Genomic DNA, 22750 nt, shown 5'->3' with positions numbered 1-22750 from the left:
AAAAAGGTTGGCTGTGGGGACACAGCCAGCTAACTGCCAGGTTGAAAATAGTAAATTTTCAAGCCCTGAAAGGGGTAAATCCGTCAGCGCAGGTCGAAGGCCTGCAATAAAAATGTTAGCGCAAACGATTGCGCAGTATACCCCGGGGCGGTAAAGTATTTTTAATTTAGCAGTAACGTAACTGTTCCTTTATGAAAAAAATATTTTACATAGCCCTGCTAATATTTTCCTGTCAAATTTCTTTCGCGCAGCAAATAAAATACATTTCAAAAAATAACGACTGGGATGCCGATTCACTGGGTAACCACCGTGTGGTTTTAACGCTGCAAAATGCCAATACTCCCATTGCAAAAGCTATAATTAACTGGCGGAGAAATGATTATCATTCCGAAACCAAGCAGCTTTTTGTGGTTGATTCTGCTACCAATAAACGGATAATGAATGTGTCTGTAGCTGCCATTACCCGCGAAAGCGCAGCACTATATTTTGAGCCTTCGCAGGGTAATAAAAAGTATTTTGTTTACTACATGCCTTATAAGGTAGACAGGAAATCAAACTATCCTAATGTAAAATACTTAAAGCAACAACAAACAGCAACTGACGATTGGGTGCAGTCTATCACTAATAGCAAAAATATAGAAGGCGCTAAGGTTGAGTCTATCCAATCAGTAACCGCAATGAATAGCTTTTACCCGATGGAGGTAATAGCAACAAAAACCGAGGTAAATAACCTTGTTCAGCAAAATGCAGGTAAAACGTACCTGGTATTTCCGGAAGACAGGCTGAATATTATAAAAATGAAACACGACCTGCCGCAGCGCTGGATAACAAGCGGCGTGAAAAGTGTTTTTACCGGCGAAGCAAAAAGAGGCGAAAATTATAGCTATCAGTTAGGCATCTATCCAACAGCTAAAGATTTAACGGGCGTAAAAATCACTTTCTCTGATCTGAAAAGTAAATCAGGAGCAGTAATCTCATCAAAAGTAATATCATGCCTTAATAACAGCGGTACCGATTACCGGGGCAATGCCTTTACCAAACAGGTTGATATAAATAAAGGCGATGTACAGGCCATGTGGTGCCTGGTTAATATCCCGGCAACGGTTGTTGCCGGCATTTATGAAGGAATGGTAACCATAAGTGCAAAAAATGCGGAGAATACAAAGATCGGGATCAGGATAAAAGTTGAACCTGCAATAGCTGTTCAACGCGGCATTAATGAACCACAAAAAGAAACACGCTTAACCTGGCTCAACTCAACTCTGGCGCAGCAAAACGATGTGATAAAACCTTATATCCCCTTAGTGGTAAAAGATAACAGCATTGCCCTGCTTGGCCGCAAAGTAATACTGGACAAAACAGGTTTTCCTAAAAACATCCAGGCCTATTTTACGCCCGAAATGACTTCCTTTTCAACAAAAGCAAAAGATATTATCAGCGCGCCAATCAGCCTTGTGGCTGAGAACAATAATGGGACTGAAAAATGGCAATCAAAAGGTGTAAAGTTTACCGAAACCCAGCCCGGCACAGTTAAATGGGAGGCTGTTAACACCTCTGCTAATCTGCAAATGAATGTATCAGGCTCAATTGAGTTTGATGGCTTTGCCTTATACACTGTAAAAGTTACCGCTTTGCAGGATGTGGATTTAAAAGACATCAGGATGGAGATCCCTTTTAATAAGGATGCCTCCAGATACATAATGGGGTTGAATTTGAAAGGTGAAAAACGCCCGGAAAGCTACGAATGGAAATGGGATGTGCCGCATAAAAACCAGGATGGCGCATGGATAGGAGATGTAAACGCCGGTTTACAATATTCGCTGCGCGATGAAAACTATGTGCGCCCGCTTAATACCAATTTCTATCTTCAGAAGCCTTTATTGCTGCCAACCTCATGGGGTAATGATAACAAGGGCGGCATAAACATCAGCGAAAAGGATAACCATGTTTTGGTAAATAACTACAGCGGCGCCCGCACGATGAAAAAGGGCGATGTGCTTTATTATAACTTCACGCTGCTGATCACACCGTTCCATCCTATAAATACCGATTTTCAGTGGGCAACCCGTTTTTACCATAAATACAGTGCGCTCGATAGCATTAAGCAAACCGGGGCAACAGTAGTTAACATCCACCATGGAACACCGATAAATCCTTATATCAATTATCCGTTCATCAGGTGGCGCCAAATGAAAAGTTACATTGATTCAGCACATCAGCTGGGGCTAAAGGTGAAGATTTATAACACGGTGCGCGAATTGTCAAACAGCGCTTATGAAACTTTCCCTATGCGGAGTTTGGGGCACGAGATCTATTCGCCGGGCAAGGGCGGTGGTTATTCCTGGTTGCAGGAGCATGTGGCCGATGGCTATATTGCCGCATGGTATGTTCCCGAATATAAAGACGCCGCATTAATAAACAGCGGGATGAGCCGCTGGCACAATTACTATGTGGAAGGCATGAACTGGCTGGTGCAAAATGTGGGCATTGATGGGATTTACCTTGATGATGTAGCCTTCGACCGCATCACCATGAAACGGATCAAACGCGTGCTTACCAAAGACGGGCACCCCGGTATCATCGACCTGCACTCGGCCAATCAATACAACAAAAGCGATGGCTTTAATAACAGCGGTAACCTGTACCTGGAGCATTTTCCATACCTGAACCGCCTTTGGTTTGGCGAATACTTTGATTACGAAAAAAACACACCTGATTTCTTCTTAACAGAAGTTTCGGGCATCCCATTCGGCTTAATGGGCGAGATGCTGCAGGGTGGCGGCAACCCATGGCGCGGAATGGTCTACGGAATGACCAACCGCATGCCCTGGAGCGATAACGCCGATCCGCGCCCGATCTGGAAAGTTTGGGATAATTTTGGCATGCAGGGGACAAAGATGATTGGCTACTGGGTAGAAAGTAATCCCGTAAAAACCAATAACCCAGATGTGCTGGCAACCATCTATAAAAAACCTGGCAAAGCGCTGGTTTCAATAGCAAGCTGGGCAGCAGCTGATGTCAATATTAAACTTACTATAAACTGGAAAGCATTAGGTATTGATCCCGCAAAAGCAACCATTACCGCACCTGCCGTTAATAATTTTCAGCAGGCCGCAAGCTTTAAAGATGGCGATGAAATAAAGGTTGAAAAAGGTAAAGGGTGGCTGATTATAATTAGCGAAAAAAAATAGCCTGATGAAAATAACTAAATTAACAACCGGTATAGCATTAATTGCAATAACATGCCTGGCAATGGGTTTTACCAAAATAACGCGCCATGCCCTGCTTACTGCTAAAAACAACGATAGCGTAATAACCGTGCCGTTAGGTGGCAATGCCTGGCGTGTAGCTAACGACACTGCAGGCGGCACCATTACCAACGATGGTATTGTTGGCTGGACGGACAATAAAGTAAAATTTACAGCTTATTTCCGGGTAGCTGTTAAGGGAAAATTTAAGCTTTGGCTTAACTTAAAAGTACCGGACGGTAAAAGCGTTATAGCCGTTTCTGCGGCAAGATTCTCCAAAAATATAACTGTATCTGGAGCAACAGCTCAGGACTACTATGTTGGCGAATGGAACGCCGCCGACACCGGGTACATTGCAATCGATATAAAAGGAATCAGTAAAACCGGTAAAACTTTTGCCGATGTTAGCAGTGTAAAACTGGGTGGTACCGCTATTAATGCCAAAACCGCCTATGTCCCAAATAACGAAGGCAACTATTTTCATTGGGGGCGAAGGGGGCCATCCGTGCACCTGGCATACGAACTGCCCAATACCAACATAGAATGGTTTTATAACGAAGTAACAGTACCGGTTAGAAACGATGTGTTAGGCTCGTATTTTATGGCAGATGGGTTTAATGTAGGATACTTTGGCATGCAGGTAAATTCGCCAACCGAAAGGCACATTTTGTTTTCGGTATGGAGCCCATTTAATACGGATAACCCCAAAGCCATACCCGACAGCCAGAAGATTGTGATGTTAAAAAAAGGCCCCAATGTGCGTACCGGCGAGTTTGGTAGCGAAGGGTCCGGTGGGCAAAGTTATCTGTTGTATAACTGGAAAGCCGGTAATACTTACAAGTTTTTGGTGCAGGCCAAACCTACTGGTAACAACCACACTACTTATACAACCTGGTTTTTTGCGCCCGAGGTTGGCAAATGGCAGCTGATAGCAAGCTTTAGTCGCCCGCAAACAAATACCTGGTTAAAAGGCCTGCACTCGTTTTTAGAAAACTTTGAACCTGAAAATGGCATAACAACCCGGCGGGTATTATTCAACAACCAGTGGATTGCCGACAACAACGGCCACTGGACCGAAATAAACAAAGCTCATTTCACAAACGATGCCACTGCCATGAAAGGCTATCGTATGGACTATGCCGGCGGTATTGATGGCAACGCTTTTTACCTTAAAAACTGCGGTTTTTTTAACACTTATACCAAACGTGGGATAGAGTTAATAAGGCCAACAGGCGGAAAAACGCCGGATGTAGAATTGGATAAATTATCATAATAGATAGGTTAAACTTACGCAGTTTTTAAAACTTCGTAAGTTTTTCGCAGACTTCTACTTATTCAGCTTATCAACCCGGTCGTAAAACTCATTTTGCAGGGGTATAGTTTTTGTATCGGCCTTTACTTCTTTTAATGCCTTTATAAATGAAGCTATTTCATGGTCGGTTATAAATTTACCAAACGCGGTAGTTGCTTTATCGCCCTCTCCTGCATAATGATTTGGAAAAGACGAATACCACCAGATAGGCGTATAAAGACCGGGTAGGTCAGACCGTTTCTGATCAGCCCCGCTTTCTGTTGCTGCCCTGTCCATCCGCATCAAATCAGGGCGATAATACATCAGCGTTGCAGTTTCACTTTCGCCTGCATGCTCATCACCATCCATTGGCGATTTGTGCATTTTGCGGTATGCCACTTCAAAATCCTTATCGTATTCAGGGCTGTACAGGTAAACTGCATAGTTGTGCCGCTTGTTAAGCAACGATTGCATAAAGAAGTGCAAAAACTCAGGGTTGCCGCCATGCCCGTTCAGGATAACTATTTTATCAAAGCCATTGCGGGCTATTTCATCACAGGTAGCTTCGAGTAATTTATAAATTACATCACTTGGTAAAGAAAAAGTTCCCGGCTGGTGCCTGGCCTCGTTGATCTGGCCGTAAAAGTAATCAGGAAACACAACTGCGTATTCTGATTTTACAGCGTGTGCAGCCCATTCGCGTACGTGGATCAAGTCAGTACCGATAGGGGAGTGCGGGCCATGTTTTTCAAGGATGCCGATAGGAAGGATACAGGTTTTTGATGATTTTTCAAGTGCTTTAGGGAAATCGCTGGCAACAAGCTCATCCCAGCGGGCAGGGATTTCCTGTGCAAAAGCACCGATTGAAAGAAACAGGGCGACAAATAGTGATAAACAGGTTTTCATATCTTTAAAAATTGGTTTATAAATGGAATTATCGCATGAATTTACAAACTTATTTAGGGATATTAGAGGATAGTGGCCCTATGTAACGTGTTTTTGACTATATCACTAAATAACGATAGGCCTAAACACACCATCCGTCATGCCGAATTTATTTCGGCACCCCACAGGACATTCATACGTGCATGGTGTACACTTAGCGTGTGAGCTGCTGAAACAAGTTCAGCATGACGTGTCTTTTATATTAAAGTCAATCATGGTAGAATAGCTTTCTCTACTTCTCCAGTATAAAAGTAACATTCATCCAGTTAGATACCGTTTGGCTATGAATAGTTTCTTTAATCACCCAGCCTTCGTCAAGGTATTTATTTACAAAAGGAATTTCGTAAGCTGAGTGGCGGTTGGTAACCGATTGCTCGTACACATTTATATTTACAGTTATAACTTTTTGTGCCATGATGTTTTTTAGTTAGCTTTCAAAGGTAGATATTTATAAGGCTATTATACCGTTTTGTGAATGTGATTATGCATCAAATATTAAGAAATACTTTATCGCCGGGCATAAATTTAACAGAAGAGCAATGGACTTTTGTTTTAAGTCACTATAAACCCAAAATCACCAAAAGGAACGAAATACTATTAGAAAAAGGAAAGGTTAGTCAATACCTGTATTTTGTAGTTAAAGGCTGTTTACGGATTTTTTTAATTGATGATGACGGGCAGGAAGCTACCCGCTTTTTAATATTTGAAGGAAAATTCGGAACAGCTTTCCCAAGTTTTGTACTGCGGGAACCTTCCGCGGCATCAATCCAGAGCATAGAGCCGTCGGAGTTGTTATTGATAAGCCACAGTGATTATCAAATGCTGATGGATACCGTACCCGGATGGGAACGGATGAATCACCTGGGCCTTCAACAGGATTATATTGATGCCATTGTACGCATTGAAAGCCTGATAACCATGGATGCAAAAGAACGGTACGACATTTTAATGAAAAGAAACCCGAAAATGATCCAGCGATTACCAAGCAAAATTGTAGCGGATTACCTCGGCATCTCACAGGAGACGCTGAGTCGACTAAAGTCGAAGTCCGAAAAGTCAGTAAAGTCCGGAAGTCCGAAAGAAGGAAAATGAACACCGATTGGTTTGCATTTACTGCTGACAAGCTGTTGTCATTACGGTTTGTTATTTTAGCATTAATAAAAAACACTAAATGACCGATCTTGAAATTGCACAACAGCGCCTTTATACACAGCATATTGCAGCACAAACGTTTGCAACGCCTTCAGAGATTGTAAAATACATGGGTGCCATGCAGGCACAAGACTATGCCGGAGCCAAATGGGCGGTTGGCATGCGCCTGCAAAAAAGTAATGATGCTGCCGTTGATAAGGCCATGGCCGATGGCAGCATTATCCGCACGCATGTGCTGCGCCCAACCTGGCACTTTGTTGCGCCGGACGATTTGCGATGGATGCTTGATTTAACCGCGCACCGCATAATTTCTCTCAGCGCTTCACGGGAAAGACAGCTTAAATTAGATGCTTCAATATTTAAGCAAAGCAATGATGCATTGGGAAAAGCGCTGACGGGCGGCAAACAATTAAGTCGGCTTGAAATGATGGATGTGTTGCAACAAGCCGGAGTTGACACCAATGAGGAACGCTTTATTCATTTGCTGATGCGTGCAGAACTAGACCGGGTAATTTGCAGTGGCGCAAGGCTGGGCAAACAATTTTCCTATACACTTTTTGATGACCGGGTACCCCGGGGTAATACCCCATCTCACGAAGAAGCCCTCGCCGAATTAGTGAAGCGGTATTTTATAAGTCGCGGTCCGGCTACCTTGCAGGATTTTGCATGGTGGAGCGGCCTTACTTTAACTGATGCAAAAACCGGGCTTGATGTTATAAAATCAGAATTGACAAATATCCAGGTTAACGGGCATACCTATTGGATGCCAAAAGATCAGCCTGTTATAAATACTAAAGCTCCAATAGCACACCTGTTACCCGCATATGATGAATTTGCCGTTGCTTACAGCGATCGTACAGCAGCGGTTAATCCTAAATATTTGGTACAGGCGCGGCATGTTATTTTTGATCCGTCTATAATAATAAACAACCAGGTTGTTGGCACCTGGAAACGGGCTGTTAAAAAAAATGAGATCGAAATAGTATTAAATCCCTTTGGCAAGCTCAACAAGGTTCAAACAAAGGCAATTGAAATGGCCCAAAAGCGGTATCAGAAATTTATGAAGGACTGAAGAAAAATTGTCCATGCACTTGCGTACTTCATCCATGTTGTAAAATTAAGCGTCATTGCACCTTTGTATTGTCAATACAGACAAACAAACTTTAAGAAAATGACACGTTTAAAAGCAATAAGCCCTGATGAAGCAACAGGCAAAACCAAAGAATTATTTGATGCTATTCAAGGTAAATTAGGGATGGTGCCAAATATGATGCGCACTATGGGGAATTCATCTGCACTGCTTGAAGGTTACCTTAACCTGAGCGGCGCGTTAAGTCATGGTAAATTAGGAGCCAAAACCGGTGAGTTGCTTGCATTGGCCATCTCTCAGAAAAACAATTGCGATTACTGTTTATCAGCCCACTCATTTATTGGTGAAAAACTGGTTCATATCGACACAGACACTTTACAAAACGCCCGCAATGGCAATGCTGCTGACGCGAAAACTGATGCAATATTAAAATTTGCCAATGTATTGGTTAACAAGCAGGGTTTGGTAAACGATGCCGATGTTGATACCATTAAAGCCGCTGGTTTAACCGATGGCGAAATAGGTGAAATCGTTGGCCACGTAGCGCTGAATGTTTTAACCAACTACTTTAACAATACTGCGAATACAAGCATTGATTTTCCGGTTGTCAATGCCGGTCAGCTTGCTTAAGTTATCAATCCAAATCTCATTATACAGTAAAAGTTAGGGAACTTGCCTTAGCTTTTGCTGTATTAGTTAATTTTATAAAAAATATCAGCATGGAAAACCAACGATTCCCTTTACCTCCATTTACTATGGAGACTGCCTTGCAAAAAGTGCAGGCAGCCGAAGATGCCTGGAATACAAAAGACCCCGAAAAGGTGAGCCTGGCCTACACCATTGATACCGAATGGCGCAACCGTACCGATTTTATAAACGGGCGCGAAGAAGTAAAGCAGTTTTTAAAGCGCAAATGGGAAAAAGAGCTGGATTATAAGCTTAAAAAAGAGCTTTGGGGGTTCAAAGAAAACCGGATGGCAGTAAGGTTTGAATATGAATGGCACGATGCGGCCGGCCAATGGTACCGCAGTTATGGTAACGAATTGTGGGAGTTTGATGAAAACGGCTACATGCAAAAAAGATTTGCCAGCATTAATGACCTGGCTATTGCCGAAACAGATCGGAAATTGTTTTAAATTTAAAACCAATGAACTATTCGAAGATTGCTTTTTCAGATGCTTCAAAACGTTTCCAGGAACGATATGGCAGCAGGGCAAGCTATGCCAGGCAGGAGCAGTATAAAATTACTGATGGTTTAACTGAGTACGAAGAGGACTTTATTAGCCACCAGGATAATTTTTATATGGCTACCATTGGAGAAAACGGCTTCCCGTATATTCAATTCAGAGGTGGGCCGAAGGGCTTTTTGAAAGTGCTTGATGAAAAAACTTTGGGATTTATTGATTTTGGAGGTAACAAACAGTACGTAACCATAGGTAACCTGGCAACCAATAATAAAATAGCTTTGTTTTTATTGGACCAGGCCGCCAAAGCCCGTCTTAAAATTTATGCTGAAGCAAAAGTTTTAGAGATAGAGGATAACCAGGAGCTATTTGATAAGCTTAACCTGGAAGGCTATAAATTTAAACCGGAAAGAATAATAGTTTTAAATGTAAAGGCTTATGACTGGAATTGCCCCCAGCACATAACCGAACGATACACACTTGAAGAAATACGGGATGAATTTATGGCGCAGCATGAATATATAAATAAGCTCCGTGAAGAAAATACGCTTTTAAAGGAGAGGTTAGCTGAAGGCCAATAAACAACCAACATCCCGATTTTGGCGTTCAACTAATCTCTAATCTCCAGTCTCTAATCTCTATAACATGCTCAACACTCAAACCGCATTTACTTTAGTCGACCCTCAAACGGGTAACCTGGCATTCAGGTTATTTTCATTTGATGATAATAACAATTTTGATCATCTGCAAAGGCATAATTATTATACAATAGTTTGGGTTACAAAGGGTAGAGGAAAACTGAGGTGGAATTTTTCCGAGTATGATTTTGAGGCCAATACTTTGTTGGCCTTTGCAATTTACCAGCCGTTTATGGTAATTACAGATGAACCGTTTGAAGGCATAGCCCTAAACTTTCACCCCGATTTTTTCTGCATCCATAAGCATGATAAAGAAGTATCATGCCATGGTGTTTTATTCAATAATATTTATGAACCGCCTTTTGTAAGGATAGATGAACATGCTGCCGTCATCTTTAAAATGGTGCTGGAGCAAATAAAAGCCGAGATGCAAAACCCGGCGATGGCCCAATATGAACTGCTGGTATCATACCTCAAAATATTTTTAATAACAGCAGTCCGACTAAAAACTGAGCAACAACCTTCTGAACAAACCATACTTATAGATCGTAAAGAGCCTTTTATCCTTCAAAACCTGAAAGATGCCATTGAAGCTCATTTTAAAAAGAAACACTCGGCAAGTGATTATGCCGATATGCTCAATATATCGGCAAAGGCACTGGCTAAACTCACCAAAACACACTTTAACCGCACCTTAACCGATATGATTGCCGAACGGATTGTGATTGAAGCTAAACGTGAGCTTTACCTAACCAATAAACCGGTAAAAGAAATTGCTTTTGAGTTGGGGTATGATGATGAATATTATTTCAGCAGGTTCTTTAAAAACAATGCTGATGTTTCACCGCAACTCTATCGTGATACTGTTGGGGCAGGGAGAGCAGTAATGGCTTAGCTGTATTAGATTAAAATTTCTGTAATAATTACACCTGGTTTTTTTTAACCAGCTGCCCTTCATTTATATCATTTTCGTTAATAGCCTGGCATAGTTTAAAGCTAACATAAAAAGTTGTTCCGGTTCCGGGTATGCTTTCAAATGTTATTTTTCCGTTCTGTAATTCGGTAAATTCCTTGCATAATAATAACCCTAAACCTACGCCCTTTTCATTTTTTGTTCCTGAAGTCGACTCGGTTTTTAATGAAAAGATATCATTTTGTTGTTCATAAGGAATTCCAAGGCCATTATCCTTTATCATTATCCGGCAATTATTGCCAATGATATCGGCTGATACAATGATTTGCCCTCCCGGATTGGTGAATTTAAGGGCATTATTTATTAAATTCCTTATAATTAGCTGCAACATATCCGTATCGGCAGTAATAAAAATTGAATTTTTTAATTGATCGGTCAGTTGAATGCCTTTTTCAGCAGCTACGGTTTGATGAATATGTAAAGTAGTTTCCAAGCTTTTCTTAAGGTTTAGCTTAACCATGTTTACAACTACGCCCCTCATTTGCGATTTGCTCCAAAGGAGTAAATTTGCAAGCATTTCCTGCGTGTTTTGAGTAGAATTCAGCAGCTCTTTCTGGATAGACGATTTTTCATCCTCATTGAGTTTAAACTCAGAAAGCACCTCCAGGTAGTTTTGTATAGATGCTAAAGGCGACCGCAGATCATGCGCCAGGATAGAAAATAGCTTGTTCATTGTAGCATTTGCATACTCCAGCTCAGTTGCTTTTTGTTCAACTAACTTCCGCTCGGTATAATAGCTTCTCCTGACAGAGGTGGTAACCAAAAAAATAAAAAAAACAATAATAAGATAGGTATAGCCCACATCTATAAAACGACTTGTATTATCAGGATATGTGTTCTTTATTGTGCCGGGGTATATGTATTCAATTGCAAGCAGTGTAATAACTATAACCAGGTTTAATGTGATCCAAAACCAATATTGTTTTTTGGGAACTACGGAAATGGTAAGGAAATAAGAAAGTATAAAAATTAAAAGAGAGGGGCCGTTAATGCCTGAATTATATTTATAGTTTACAATCAGAAGAATATTGCACGTGATCATATATACCACGATGCAGGTATTCCACTTCTTTTTAAACCTGGAGTAATAATAACAAAGAACTGCGATTGCAAACACCGTCACCATTAAAACAACTAATTGCTGGATGCCAAGCAGGGAATTTAAAAAAATATTCAAAAATAAAACAACGGCGGAGGCAAGACAAGTAGCATTAAAGATTCGCGCCTCTAGAGAGAAATCGGGAGGATACCCAAGAATTTTTTTCCAAAAGGATTGCTTCATTTAAATAACTATTAGCTAAGCATTTACAAGTATAATAATTGCTAATTAAAATATTGCGCATTGTGTAACAATATTAATACGTAAAATAAAATTAATGGTTTTTCTATTTTGATATTTATTTACATTATAGACAATCTGTAATTCCTTTTGTAGATTATTCTTTATTATCATTGAAACAAAGAGCCACGCTCAGTTCCCATACATTTCTTATATTTATAGAGTAAATGGGTTATTATGATCAATAAATTTATCCTCTTTCTTGCTTTTGTATGGTTTACTAATGCAGCAATGGGGCAAGAGGTTTATCCTGATAAATCTATCCCATCCAACATTCCAAAGTTATTTGGCAAAGGTGTTTTATCGGATGGGTTGAGCAATCGTGATTTTACTATATCGCCTGCAAATGACGAAATATTCTTTACCCTGCAGCAGCCCCGGTTTTTAAGCAGCACGATACTACAGATGAAAAAAATCGATGGTAAGTGGAGAAAGCCGCTGGTGGCTCCGTTTTCAGGAAAATATCGCGACCTGGAAGCCTTTTTTACGCCAGATGGCAAAAGTATTTACTTCTCTTCAGACAGGCCGGTGAGCGGAACAACGCCTAAAAAGGATTTTGATATCTGGAAGATAAACCGCCTTCCAAATGGTAAATGGGGGACACCAATGCATTTGGATACCATGGTGAATACCGATAAGGACGAGTTTTACCCTAGCGTTGCAAAAAGCGGCAACCTGTATTTTACTGTTGAAGCAGCTTACGGAAAAGGGAAAGAAGATATTGTGATGTGTAGCCCGGTAAAAGATGGCTATAGCAAACCTGTAAGTTTGTCTGAAGCTGTTAATTCACCGAACTATGAGTTTAACCCGTTTATTGACCCTGATGAGCGGTTTATTATGTTTACATCCTTTGGCCGTAAAGATGACCTGGGTGGCGGTGATCTGTATATCAGCCATAAGGATAAGGATGGCAACTGGCTGCCGGCAAGGCACCTGCCAGCGCCAATCAACTCTGCCGGGATTGATTATTGCCCCTATGTTACCAGGGATAAGAAGTACCTTATTTTTACAAGCAACCGGGCTAACCCTGAATTTTCTGATCTGAAAACAAAAACCTATCAGCAATTAAAAAATATATTAGCCAGTCCGGGGAATGGATCTGATGATATTTATTGGGTGAAGTTTGATAGTAACTGGTAATTGTTTAAACTATTTGCTTAATTGCATCTCAAACCTGGTTATGAAAAACCTTACCTTTTGTTTGTTATTATTAAGCTGGATGGGAACCAGTGCTCAGCGAAAAATTAGCTGGCCGCACCATAAAAAAGCGGTGATTGTGCTTACCTATGATGATGCGCTTAATTCGCAACTGGATAAAGCTATCCCGCAGTTAGATGTTCACCACTTTAAAGGCACATTTTTTTTAACCGGCGAACTAAATAGTATAACTATTCCTAAATGGCGGGCAGCTGCAAAGAATGGCCACGAACTTGCAAACCACACCCTTTTTCATCCCTGCTTAAGTGCGACAATGCCCGACAACCCGGCAAATGCTGCTGAAAGGTATTCTATCTATCAAATTATTCGGGAGATCTATACCATGAATAACTTTTTGTACGCGCTTGATGGTAAAGGCGGTCGCACGTATGCTTATCCATGTACTGAAACAGAAGTTGGCGGCAAAAGCTATGTTGATTCGCTCAGGAAATCGGGACTTATAAAATATGCACGGGTGGGTGGGGACGTTGAGGCCGTAGTTACTGATTTTAAAAAGCTTGATCCGTTACGAGTGCCATCCTATGGTTTAGATGAAAATACATCTGCTGTGAAATTGATCGCTTTTGCAAAAAGAGTAGAAAAAAGTGGCGGCATGGGGATCTTTATGTTCCATGGTATCGGCGGCGATTATATAACAACATCAACAGAAGCACATAAAGAACTATTGAATTACCTGGCAAAAAATAGAAAAGACCTCTGGGTTGCTACTTTTCAGCAGGCAATGGATTATATTACGCGGGCAAATAAAGGCAAATAACCCATCTGCTATAAAAATATGGCTAACAAACTTAAACGTATTATAAAAGGCACAGGCTTGGTTTTAGACTATATGTACGACAATGCGCATCGTATAATAACCGGGCTCCCGCGTTTAAACCGGTCGCAAATAACAGGGCATTTATTTTTAGGCAGCCAGTATAACTTATTAGGATTAAAAAAATTGAAAGCATTGGGCGTTACCGCTATTGTAAACATGCGCACGCATAATGATTATAGCGATGCCGAACACGAAGGGATCAAATACCTGCATTTACCCACCGTTGATAATACCCCGCCACCATTGGATGTATTACTAAAAGGCGCTGATTTTATTGATAATGAAATAAAGAACAACGGCATTGTGTATGTGCATTGCCGCCAGGGTTTGGGCCGCGGCCCTACCATGGCTATGGCCTATTTGATTAAAACGGGTTTAACTTTTGAGAATGCTTATGCGATGATAAAAAAGGTACGTGTTTTTATAAACCCAAGGCCGGGGCAGGTAGCAAGGCTGAAGGAGTTGGAGATTTATTACAGGGGAACTTTAAATAAAAAATAATATTAAACATATGCCCCCTACCAAAACCGAAAATATTGATTGGATAAACAACCTCAGGCTGGTTGCTTTATATGCGGTCATCATATTGCATTGCACTTCCTTACTGCTGATGCAATACGGGAAAGTTTCAATGAGCAATTGGCTGGTGGCTGATTTTTTAAACGCAACCGTGCGTTTTGCGGTGCCTGTTTTTGTGATGATAACCGGGGCTTTATTATTACACCGGGAGTATGAAATTGGAAGCTTCCTTAAAAAACGACTGGTAAGGGTAGTGGTTCCATTCCTGTTCTGGAGTTTGATTTATATTGGCTATTCCCTGTATAACGAGGAGATAGTTTTTACCGGTGATGTTTGGGCTAACATTAAAATTGTTTTACACCTGTTAAAAACTGGCAGCTCATACCATTTATGGTACGTATATATGCTGATAGGGCTTTACTTTTTTATACCTATTATCGGCAAATTTGTACGCCATGCTTCCGAAAAAGAGATCCTGTATTTTTTAACAGTTTGGTTTGCCGTTATGCTGATAACGCAGCCTTACCTGCTGCGCTTTAACCCATCAGTTGATATGCATTATTTTGCAGGTTTTGTGGGCTACCTGGTGTTGGGCCATTATTTAGCCTTTAAAGATTTTAATATAAAACACCTGCGGCTTTGGATGATCCTGCTTTTTCTCTTTAGCATTGCGCTTATTACTGTTGGCTCCCGGTGGGTTATGGCAGATCATAGATGGCCGTCTACCATGTTTTTTGAGCCTGTGAGCCCGGCAATTGTTTTGCTTGCTGCAAGCGTGTTTCTTGTTTTTAAGTTATCTGCCCCTAAATTATCACCTGTTATAATCCGCATCCGTGATTTTGCAGGCGGATTTAATTATGGTATTTACCTGGCCCACGCGCTGGTATTATATTTTTTGGAAGATCCTTTTGGCATCAGCTATAAGGTTTGTACACCAATAATAGCAATTCCGCTAACTGCATTGATCTGTTTTATTGTAACATTACCTTTGGTTTGGTTGGTAAGCAAGTTGCCTTTTGTAGGGAAATGGATTTCGGGGTGATTGGCATAAAATAGCCCGGTCTCTGTGTTACTCTGTGCATCTCTTTGCGAACTCCGTAGTAAAAATTAACCACGGAGATACCAGAGAAGGCACGAAGATCACAGAGACCAGGGGACAATATCCTCTCAAATAAAACCCCTGATAATTCGTAATTTTTTTAAGAGATTTGTGCCCTTGCAAACTCTGCTGATTTTATTTTAATGAAGAAACTTACAGAAAGTAATGCAGCCCGGTCTGCAGCAATATTAATCGTTATAACTTTCGTGCTCCGCTGCCTTATTGCAGGCTATACCGGCCTGGGAATTGGCGAATCATATTACTTCAGAGGAGCGCTCAATTTTGATTTAAGCTACTTTGACCAGCCGCCTTTATTTTTTTGGTTGAGCGGTATCAGCGTAAAAATATTCGGATTAAATAATTTCGGCCTCCGGTTTCCGGCGGTATTGCTGTTTGCCGGTACCAGCTGGCTGATGTTTTTGGTCACCCAAAAATTATTCACCGCAAAGGCAGGTTTTTGGGCAGTGGTTGCAATGAATTTAAGCGCAGTGTTTACTGTTGCCATTGCCTGCTGGTTTCAGCCCGATGCGCCGCTGATGTTCTTCTGGATGTTGGCAACATATTATATTGTTCAATTAATGGTGGGTCCGGGCGCCGAAAACTCGGAAGCTACCCGGTACAGCCGTAAGACCTGGCTGTTATGGCTGGCAGTTGGTGTAAGCATGGGCTTTGCCACATTGAGCAAATACCATGTGTTGTTTTTATTTGCCGGGGTATTTATGTTTGTGGTAACCAATAAAAGCCAGCGCCATTGGTTGCGTCATCCGGGGCCATATTTAGCGGTTTTAATTACTGTTATTATGGCCTTCCCTGTATTATGGTGGAATGCCAATAACGGTTGGGTATCGTTCATTTTTCAGGGTTCTCGTGCTGGCGCCAATACGGAACATTTTAAGCTGCATTTTGATTGGTTTTTCCGCAGCATAGGCGGGCAGGCCGCTTTCCTGCTGCCATGGATTTGGTTTCCCATTGTAAGGCAGCTGTATATTTCGTTTAAATTGCGTAAACAATTGCTAGCTTATAGCTTTACATTTTGGATGGCTATATTGCCCATCGTGTTTTTTACCATGGTTACGCTATGGTCAAACTTGCAGTTTCATTTCCATTGGCAGGCGCCTGGTTATATGATGATGTTTATACCACTTGGCTTTGCTATTGATAAAAGTTTAAGCAGTGTTGATAAACGGGCCCGGCTTAATCGCAGATGGATCAATTTTTCAGTGTACTTTACTATTATAACCATTGGTGTGCTTGGAACGCATATGGTGACCGGTTTTTGGCAATGGTACGGGCCAAAATGGATTGTATACCAACTTCATAAGGATAATAACGATCCTACTATACAAGGGGTTGATTACACCGACATAAAAACCCGTTTTGATAAAGAGGGCTGGACAAACAACCCCAACATATTTACCGGTACCCCGCGATGGTGGCTAACCGGCAAGGTAGACTGGGCGCTTAAAGGGACAAAAGATATCACCGTATTTAACAGCGACCCGCGCAACCTGGCTTTTATGGTTGAACCCCAAAAGTTAATAGGTAAGGATGCCATTATAATAAGCGACCAGGAACAACAGGATGTTAATGCTGATGCCAAACCATTTTTTGATAGCGTAACCCAATTGCCGGATATCAATATAATCCGCAGTGGCAGGGTAGAGTATAAGCTACAGGTTTTTTATGGGAAAAACTTTCATGTGCCTGCCGGTAAACGTATGGACTTGCCATTGTACAGGCAACTAATCGGCTTGCCGCCGTTTGGGAAATAAAGAAGTACTAATTGAATAGACACTAATTACACGAATGGATTCGAATTTCACGAATTAAATAGGCACTCGTTGGCGCGAATTGAGTTGAATTTTATGAATTAATAAGGACAGGAGAATTAACTTGGCACCAAGTAAAAAACACAATTACACTAATCAATATCCCTAATTATACAAATGAATTTATTGAATATAAGTGATCAACAAACAGACATCCCCGCTATCCAAAATTCGTGTAATTCGAATCCATTCGTGAAATTCGTGTTCACTCAACAAACAGACATCCCCGGCATCCAAAATTCGTGTAATTCGAATCCATTCGTGAAATTAGTGTTCATTAAATTCGTGCTCATTCTGTTTCTTTTCTTTCCATTTTTTCTATCAGCACAAAACATTAGTATCATCCCGCTGCCAAAATCAATTGTAAAAACTAACGGGCTGTTTCAGTTAAACAGCAATACCATTATTGGGATGAACAGCAACTCATTGCTGCCGCAAGCCCATTATCTGCAAAAAGAGCTGCAAAAAACAACCGGGATGTTTATTGAAGTTGATCCGAATGAGGTAAAAGCACTGATAGATCTGCAGCTGGTCAAAAGAGATGAGTTACCCGGTTCATACACTTTAAAGATCGAACCAAATAAAATAATTATTACTTCATCCGGAAATGAGGGGATCTTTTACGGGCTGGTTTCATTGCTTCAAATGTTAAAAACGCAGCCGGTTGGCGCTATTGTTAATATACCTGCCTGTGAAATAAATGATGCGCCAAGATTTCAATGGCGCGGTTTTATGCTGGATGAATCGCGCCATTTTTTCGGTAAAGAAAAGGTTAAGCAACTGCTTGACTGGATGACCTTTTACAAGCTGAATAAATTTCACTGGCACCTTACGGATGTTGATGGCTGGCGGATAGAAATAAAAAAGTACCCTAAACTAACTTCAATTGGCGGGATAGGTAATAAAACCGACTCACTGGCCGAAGCTAAGTATTATACCCAGGCAGATATTAAAGAGATTGTAGCCTATGCAGCAGACCGCTTTATAACGGTTATCCCCGAAATTGATATGCCTGGCCATGCAACAGCAGCCAACAGAGCCTATCCTGAATATAGCGGTGGCAGCATCAATAAATATCCCAACTTTACCTTCGACCCGGCTAACGAAATGACCTACCAGTTTTTGGCTGATATTCTAAAGGAAACCAATTCGCTGTTTCCTGCCGGGATGATTCATTTGGGAGGCGATGAGGTGGCTTTGGGGATCCAGGCCTGGGCAGGCAAACCCGCTATTATGGACATGATGGCGAAAAACAGGTTCACCTCACTTGCCGACCTTGAACATTACTTTTTTCGCCGCATGGCCGATACGGTTATAGGTATGAATGACAAGATCCTTTGCTGGGATGAAGCAGCTGAAACAGATTTACCTGCCGATAAAACCATTGTGTTTTGGTGGCGGCAAAATGTGCCATCGCAGTTACAACTGGCGCTTCAGAAAAAATACCAGGTTGTACTTTGCCCAAGGCTCCCTTTGTATTTTGATTTTGTGCAGGATAAGAGCCATGTTTCAGGGCGCAAATGGGTCGGCACATTTAACAGCGTAAGCAGTGTTTATAATTTTCCTTACAAGGAATTTCCGGCCGATCAATTACAGTCGGGCCAGATCCTTGGCATCCAGGCAAACATCTGGACTGAACTGGTGGGTTCGGAGAAACGACTGGATTTTATGATCTTCCCACGCATGGCGGCCCTTTCAGAAGCCGCATGGACAGATTCAGCTAACAAGGATGAAAACTCATTTAATGAAAGATTACGTTCTGACTTTGTGCTGTATGATAAGGCTGGGATCTATTATTTTAATCCTTTTGACCTTTCAATGCATCCTGAAGCTATTGATTTTGCACCAAAAATTATAAAGCCGTCAATTCGGGAAAAACATCATAAACGCGGGCACAAATCAAAGTTGAATGGGCGGCACACAAAAGGTAATCACACTAAAGCTAAACAGCATCATCCAAAAGCTTCCGGTAAGCGAAAAACAAAGCATCACTAAACAGCTGTATGTAAATTTTTGCGTAGTATTTTCACTAATCTCATTAAGTATTGAAGCTTATTAGCATTACTTTTAACAGCGTAAAACAAGTAATCTCTATTAAGCAATATCATTTTGAAAAGCACTCGCCCTACTTCTAAAAGATCCTGGACCGGAACACTATTTGCCATTATTTTAATACTGCTTGCATTTGTTAACAATGCTTATAGCCAGGCTGAAGTTGAGCCCTGGGGTAATATAACGGGCATTCGTAAACAAGGGCAGCTTTTTAATTTTGAATCGAGCATAAAAGTGGTTAGTACTAACAGGAAACACGTAGCTATTACAGCTAAGGAAAAGCAAAGTCCGCACTATAAACGGGTTGCAGATGATGAACAGGAGGTGACCACCTGGATTGATAGTCTGTTTTTTAAAGAGAACGTTAAGGATGATGGTGCAGGAAAAATAAGGGTAACCATTCAGCTAACTTCACATAAAGACACTACATTACAAGGTGTTTATTTCTGCATCTCTTTACCCAATGAATATTTAAACGCCGATCTCCGTTATTCAAATGGCGATAAACAGGACCTGGATCATTTTGTTAAAGCCGCGGAAGCTGAATACGACGACAACGCAAAGGGGATTGAGTTTGAAACAACTCAACGCAAATTAAGTGTAAAGCCTGATGAGCGGTCGCTGATTATGGTGAGGACGGATTCTGCTCATAATAAATTGCTGTTGTACATCCCCATAAAACTTGGTGGTGTAAAAAATGGCGAGGTAGTTGAAAAAGAATTTAATATTAAGGTATCGGGGGATCTTGATAAAACTCCCGTTAACCTTACTTTAAATACCGCTCGGCAGGGTAGGGCGTTTGAAGGGCTTGGCGGTAATTTTCGCTTGCAAAACCCTGAAATGGATCCGCAGGTTATTGATTATTGCCTGCAAAACCTGCGCATAGCCTGGAGCAGGGTTGAAATGCCCTGGCGGTTTTGGCAACCCAATAAGGACGTTGACCCAACTGCTACTGCGGATTCCGGCAAAGTAAACCCGGCTGTTAAAAAGGCGATGGAGATGGCACACAGGCTGGATAGTTTGGGCATCCCGATCATTCTTTCGGCCTGGTTTCCGCCAAATTGGGCAGCTGAAGGTAAACTTAACTTTCGCCCGGTTAAAGGCGTTTGGGGCAATAAGCTCAATAAGGATAACATGGATGCCATTTATAAATCAATTGCTGATTATATCATCTACCTGAAAACTAAATACGGTACCGAAGTAAAGCTGTTCTCGTTTAATGAGTCGGATTTGGGCATCAATGTACGGGTAACCGCGCAGGAGCATAATGATTTTATTAAAGGATGCGGCGCTTATTTTGCGGCACACGGCATTAAAACAAAAATGCTGCTTGGCGATAATTCCGACGCCAATACCTATAAATTTATTGATCCGGCACTGAATGATCCGGATGCGAAGCAATATATAGGGGCGATTTCTTTTCACTCATGGCGGGGCTGGGATAATGCAACATTGCAGAAATGGGCCGATGCCGCTACAAAGCTGAACGTTCCGCTGCTTGTTGGCGAAGGAAGTATTGATGCGGCGGCCTATAGCTATCCTGATATTTTCCAGGAGCAAACCTATGCCTTGCAGGAAATAAACTTATATACCCGACTGCTCGCAATTTGTCAGCCGGCATCCATATTGCAATGGCAATTAACAGCCGATTATTCACCATTAATCGGTGGCGATATTTTTGGAAATGACGAGCCACTGCACCCCGGGCAACGGTTTTGGAACCTTAAGCAATTATCAATAACCCCAAAGGGTTTATTTGCTATGCCTATAACCAGTGATAAGCCTGATGTATCATGCGCTGCTTTAGGTGATAATGCTAAGGGTGCGTATGCTATTCATTTGGTAAATAACGGCACTGAGCGTAGCGTAACCTTAACTGGTTTACCTGCCGGTGTTAAACAAATGAACATATACATCACCAGCAAAAAATTGAATATGAAGCAAGGGCGCCCGTTACAGGTAAATAATGGAGGCGTAAGCTTTAAATTGCCTGCTACTTGTTATGCAACATTGATAAGTCAGTAAGCAATTTGGGTGGTGTCTCAGTTTGAAATTTGAATGATGAACCATAGAAAAGAGGAAAGTACTTTCGAAGAAAAGTGAAAGAAATGAATTAGTGTATGACTAAAAATAAAGCGAGATTTGAAAAGGCAAGGTAAGCAACCTATTATTTATTATTTCATATGGATATACAAGAACAAATCGAAGAGTATATTTCCAGCCAATCTGAATCAAAGCGCAGCGACATGCGAGAGTTGCACCGCATCATTCTGGAAGTAATGCCAGCATGTAAATTATGGTTCTTGGATGGTAAAAACAGTGAAAATAAAACTGTTTCTAATCCTAATATAGGATATGGACTTTATACCATGAAATATACTGATGGAAAAACCAGGGAGTTTTATCAAATTGGTATGAGCGCAAACAAAACAGGAATCTCTATCTATATCCTTGGTATTGAGGATAAGACATATTTAGCCCAAACGTATGGAAAAGAACTAGGTAAGGCGAGCGTGACCGGGTATTGCATTAGGTTCAATAATCTAAAAGATATAAACATTAGCATACTGGAAGCGGCAATACGATATGGGGTTAAGGTTACGAGTGAAAATTAAATTTCAAATGGAGACACTACCGCTTTGCCATGCTGAGATATGAACCCTCGGGAAAGTCTGAAGGAGAAATAACAAGGATATAAAGATTTACGAAGTTTTAAAAACTTCGTAAATCTAACGGCGTTGAAACTTGTCATGGGTAGCACGAGCGAAGAATGGCAAAGGGAATGTTTTATTAATTTTTTATGGATTCTCTACGCTGGTATCCTGCGCCAGTACTGCGTCATCAGGTGTTTTACCCAAATCATTATCCAGGGTGTACAGGGCATCAGCATTAGCCTTTGCACCGCCTGCTTTTTTGATCTTAGCCAGCAGGTCAAGCGCCATGGTTTCTTCTTCTGTTTGCTCTTTTACAAACCATTGTATAAAGTTCCAGGTTGCCCAGTCTTTCTCCTGCAGGCTCAAGTCAACAATCTTATAGATCTTTGCAGTGTTTTCTACTTCCGATTTAAATACCTTTTCAAAGCAATCGTTCACGCTTGCCGGATCAGGTCCTGGTTCCGGGATTGTTGTAACTACTACTTTTCCACCTCTTTTTAAAATGTATTCCAGGAATTTCATCATGTGATTGCGTTCCTCATTCGAGTGGCGAAAGAGGAAGTTGGCAATACCTTCATAGCCTTTATCGCTGGCCCACGCAGCATAACTGAGATAGATCTGTGCATTATGCGCTTCATTAGTCATCTGATCGTTCAATGCTTTTGCAAGCGGATCGGAAAGTCTGTTAGTGTTCATAATAGA

Annotated in this window: 20 protein-coding genes; 16 read left to right on the top strand and 4 right to left on the bottom strand. The window is 41.3% G+C overall.

Going from position 1 to position 22750, the window contains the following annotated elements; all coding sequences use genetic code 11:
* Nucleotides 1-191 precede the first annotated feature (191 nt).
* Together BUE31_RS15255 and BUE31_RS15250 are read left to right on the top strand one after the other, a co-directional pair.
* Nucleotides 192-3191, top strand: coding sequence for a glycoside hydrolase domain-containing protein (locus BUE31_RS15255; RefSeq protein ID WP_073404664.1), 3000 nt, complete (start codon nucleotides 192-194; stop codon nucleotides 3189-3191).
* A 4-nt stretch (nucleotides 3192-3195) separates the two neighbouring features.
* The gene (locus BUE31_RS15250; protein ID WP_143167134.1) at nucleotides 3196-4521 is read left to right on the top strand and encodes a DUF3472 domain-containing protein; all 1326 of its coding nucleotides are present in this window, start codon (nucleotides 3196-3198) and stop codon (nucleotides 4519-4521) included.
* A 54-nt stretch (nucleotides 4522-4575) separates the two neighbouring features.
* Here the strand turns inward: BUE31_RS15250 and BUE31_RS15245 are convergent, their stop codons facing one another.
* Together BUE31_RS15245 and BUE31_RS15240 are read right to left on the bottom strand one after the other, a co-directional pair.
* Complete coding sequence (locus BUE31_RS15245) at nucleotides 4576-5445, bottom strand: creatininase family protein (RefSeq protein ID WP_073404663.1); 870 nt, start codon at nucleotides 5443-5445, stop codon at nucleotides 4576-4578.
* A 271-nt stretch (nucleotides 5446-5716) separates the two neighbouring features.
* The gene (locus BUE31_RS15240; RefSeq protein WP_073404662.1) at nucleotides 5717-5899 is read right to left on the bottom strand and encodes a hypothetical protein; all 183 of its coding nucleotides are present in this window, start codon (nucleotides 5897-5899) and stop codon (nucleotides 5717-5719) included.
* 68 nt (nucleotides 5900-5967) lie between these two features.
* On the opposite strand from BUE31_RS15240, the gene BUE31_RS15235 reads away from it, so the two are divergent.
* From BUE31_RS15235 to BUE31_RS15210, 6 genes are all read left to right on the top strand, one after another.
* Nucleotides 5968-6576, top strand: a complete 609-nt coding sequence (locus BUE31_RS15235; protein ID WP_073404661.1) for a Crp/Fnr family transcriptional regulator — start codon at nucleotides 5968-5970, stop codon at nucleotides 6574-6576.
* A gap of 79 nt (nucleotides 6577-6655) precedes the next feature.
* Nucleotides 6656-7708, top strand: coding sequence for a winged helix DNA-binding domain-containing protein (locus BUE31_RS15230; protein WP_073404660.1), 1053 nt, complete (start codon nucleotides 6656-6658; stop codon nucleotides 7706-7708).
* A gap of 99 nt (nucleotides 7709-7807) precedes the next feature.
* Entirely contained in the window at nucleotides 7808-8356 is a 549-nt protein-coding gene (locus BUE31_RS15225) for a carboxymuconolactone decarboxylase family protein (RefSeq protein ID WP_073404659.1), read from the top strand.
* Nucleotides 8357-8445: 89 nt separating this feature from the next.
* Complete coding sequence (locus tag BUE31_RS15220; protein ID WP_073404658.1) at nucleotides 8446-8862, top strand: nuclear transport factor 2 family protein; 417 nt, start codon at nucleotides 8446-8448, stop codon at nucleotides 8860-8862.
* Nucleotides 8863-8873: 11 nt separating this feature from the next.
* Entirely contained in the window at nucleotides 8874-9491 is a 618-nt protein-coding gene (locus tag BUE31_RS15215) for a pyridoxamine 5'-phosphate oxidase family protein (protein ID WP_073404657.1), read from the top strand.
* A gap of 64 nt (nucleotides 9492-9555) precedes the next feature.
* Complete coding sequence (locus BUE31_RS15210) at nucleotides 9556-10443, top strand: helix-turn-helix domain-containing protein (protein ID WP_073404656.1); 888 nt, start codon at nucleotides 9556-9558, stop codon at nucleotides 10441-10443.
* 28 nt (nucleotides 10444-10471) lie between these two features.
* Here BUE31_RS15210 and BUE31_RS15205 read toward each other — a convergent pair whose 3' ends face one another.
* Nucleotides 10472-11803, bottom strand: a complete 1332-nt coding sequence (locus BUE31_RS15205) for a sensor histidine kinase (protein ID WP_083619970.1) — start codon at nucleotides 11801-11803, stop codon at nucleotides 10472-10474.
* A 234-nt stretch (nucleotides 11804-12037) separates the two neighbouring features.
* Here BUE31_RS15205 and BUE31_RS15200 point away from each other — a divergent pair, with 234 nt between their 5' ends.
* The 8 genes from BUE31_RS15200 to BUE31_RS15165 all read left to right on the top strand — a co-directional run bounded on the left by BUE31_RS15200 (nucleotide 12038) and on the right by BUE31_RS15165 (nucleotide 22009).
* The gene (locus BUE31_RS15200; RefSeq protein ID WP_083619967.1) at nucleotides 12038-13000 is read left to right on the top strand and encodes a TolB-like translocation protein; all 963 of its coding nucleotides are present in this window, start codon (nucleotides 12038-12040) and stop codon (nucleotides 12998-13000) included.
* 40 nt (nucleotides 13001-13040) lie between these two features.
* On the top strand, nucleotides 13041-13835 hold the full coding sequence (locus tag BUE31_RS15195) for a polysaccharide deacetylase family protein (protein WP_073404654.1): 795 nt from the start codon (nucleotides 13041-13043) through the stop codon (nucleotides 13833-13835).
* A gap of 18 nt (nucleotides 13836-13853) precedes the next feature.
* Nucleotides 13854-14396, top strand: a complete 543-nt coding sequence (locus tag BUE31_RS15190) for a dual specificity protein phosphatase family protein (RefSeq protein ID WP_073404653.1) — start codon at nucleotides 13854-13856, stop codon at nucleotides 14394-14396.
* 10 nt (nucleotides 14397-14406) lie between these two features.
* Nucleotides 14407-15456: an acyltransferase gene (locus BUE31_RS15185; protein ID WP_073404652.1), complete on the top strand. Its 1050-nt coding sequence runs from the start codon at nucleotides 14407-14409 to the stop codon at nucleotides 15454-15456.
* A 200-nt stretch (nucleotides 15457-15656) separates the two neighbouring features.
* Nucleotides 15657-17285, top strand: a complete 1629-nt coding sequence (locus BUE31_RS15180) for an ArnT family glycosyltransferase (RefSeq protein ID WP_073404651.1) — start codon at nucleotides 15657-15659, stop codon at nucleotides 17283-17285.
* A gap of 342 nt (nucleotides 17286-17627) precedes the next feature.
* Nucleotides 17628-19337, top strand: a complete 1710-nt coding sequence (locus BUE31_RS15175; RefSeq protein WP_073404650.1) for a beta-N-acetylhexosaminidase — start codon at nucleotides 17628-17630, stop codon at nucleotides 19335-19337.
* Nucleotides 19338-19451: 114 nt separating this feature from the next.
* On the top strand, nucleotides 19452-21419 hold the full coding sequence (locus BUE31_RS15170; protein WP_083619960.1) for a glycoside hydrolase family 30 protein: 1968 nt from the start codon (nucleotides 19452-19454) through the stop codon (nucleotides 21417-21419).
* Between the two features lie 158 nt (nucleotides 21420-21577).
* A complete protein-coding gene (locus tag BUE31_RS15165) occupies nucleotides 21578-22009 on the top strand; it encodes a DUF1801 domain-containing protein (RefSeq protein ID WP_073404648.1) in 432 nt (143 codons plus the stop codon).
* A gap of 183 nt (nucleotides 22010-22192) precedes the next feature.
* Here the strand turns inward: BUE31_RS15165 and BUE31_RS15160 are convergent, their stop codons facing one another.
* Nucleotides 22193-22744, bottom strand: a complete 552-nt coding sequence (locus BUE31_RS15160) for a ferritin (RefSeq protein WP_073404647.1) — start codon at nucleotides 22742-22744, stop codon at nucleotides 22193-22195.
* Nucleotides 22745-22750: the final 6 nt, after the last annotated feature.

This window comes from Mucilaginibacter sp. OK098, assembly GCF_900142915.1.
In the GTDB taxonomy this organism is placed as follows: Bacteria; Bacteroidota; Bacteroidia; order Sphingobacteriales; family Sphingobacteriaceae; genus Mucilaginibacter.
The sequence above is the reverse complement of the archived record's forward strand: the minus strand, read 5'-3'. Positions and strand labels throughout refer to the sequence as shown.

What these genes read in the sequence shown, in the direction of transcription:
- BUE31_RS15255 (WP_073404664.1), top strand. Translation starts at nt 192, where the DNA reads ATGAAAAAAATATTTTACATAGCCCTGCTAATATTTTCCTGTCAAATT.
- BUE31_RS15250 (WP_143167134.1), top strand. Translation starts at nt 3,196, where the DNA reads ATGAAAATAACTAAATTAACAACCGGTATAGCATTAATTGCAATAACA.
- BUE31_RS15245 (WP_073404663.1), bottom strand. Translation starts at nt 5,445, where the DNA reads ATGAAAACCTGTTTATCACTATTTGTCGCCCTGTTTCTTTCAATCGGT.
- BUE31_RS15240 (WP_073404662.1), bottom strand. Translation starts at nt 5,899, where the DNA reads ATGGCACAAAAAGTTATAACTGTAAATATAAATGTGTACGAGCAATCG.
- BUE31_RS15235 (WP_073404661.1), top strand. Translation starts at nt 5,968, where the DNA reads ATGCATCAAATATTAAGAAATACTTTATCGCCGGGCATAAATTTAACA.
- BUE31_RS15230 (WP_073404660.1), top strand. Translation starts at nt 6,656, where the DNA reads ATGACCGATCTTGAAATTGCACAACAGCGCCTTTATACACAGCATATT.
- BUE31_RS15225 (WP_073404659.1), top strand. Translation starts at nt 7,808, where the DNA reads ATGACACGTTTAAAAGCAATAAGCCCTGATGAAGCAACAGGCAAAACC.
- BUE31_RS15220 (WP_073404658.1), top strand. Translation starts at nt 8,446, where the DNA reads ATGGAAAACCAACGATTCCCTTTACCTCCATTTACTATGGAGACTGCC.
- BUE31_RS15215 (WP_073404657.1), top strand. Translation starts at nt 8,874, where the DNA reads ATGAACTATTCGAAGATTGCTTTTTCAGATGCTTCAAAACGTTTCCAG.
- BUE31_RS15210 (WP_073404656.1), top strand. Translation starts at nt 9,556, where the DNA reads ATGCTCAACACTCAAACCGCATTTACTTTAGTCGACCCTCAAACGGGT.
- BUE31_RS15205 (WP_083619970.1), bottom strand. Translation starts at nt 11,803, where the DNA reads ATGAAGCAATCCTTTTGGAAAAAAATTCTTGGGTATCCTCCCGATTTC.
- BUE31_RS15200 (WP_083619967.1), top strand. Translation starts at nt 12,038, where the DNA reads ATGATCAATAAATTTATCCTCTTTCTTGCTTTTGTATGGTTTACTAAT.
- BUE31_RS15195 (WP_073404654.1), top strand. Translation starts at nt 13,041, where the DNA reads ATGAAAAACCTTACCTTTTGTTTGTTATTATTAAGCTGGATGGGAACC.
- BUE31_RS15190 (WP_073404653.1), top strand. Translation starts at nt 13,854, where the DNA reads ATGGCTAACAAACTTAAACGTATTATAAAAGGCACAGGCTTGGTTTTA.
- BUE31_RS15185 (WP_073404652.1), top strand. Translation starts at nt 14,407, where the DNA reads ATGCCCCCTACCAAAACCGAAAATATTGATTGGATAAACAACCTCAGG.
- BUE31_RS15180 (WP_073404651.1), top strand. Translation starts at nt 15,657, where the DNA reads ATGAAGAAACTTACAGAAAGTAATGCAGCCCGGTCTGCAGCAATATTA.
- BUE31_RS15165 (WP_073404648.1), top strand. Translation starts at nt 21,578, where the DNA reads ATGGATATACAAGAACAAATCGAAGAGTATATTTCCAGCCAATCTGAA.
- BUE31_RS15160 (WP_073404647.1), bottom strand. Translation starts at nt 22,744, where the DNA reads ATGAACACTAACAGACTTTCCGATCCGCTTGCAAAAGCATTGAACGAT.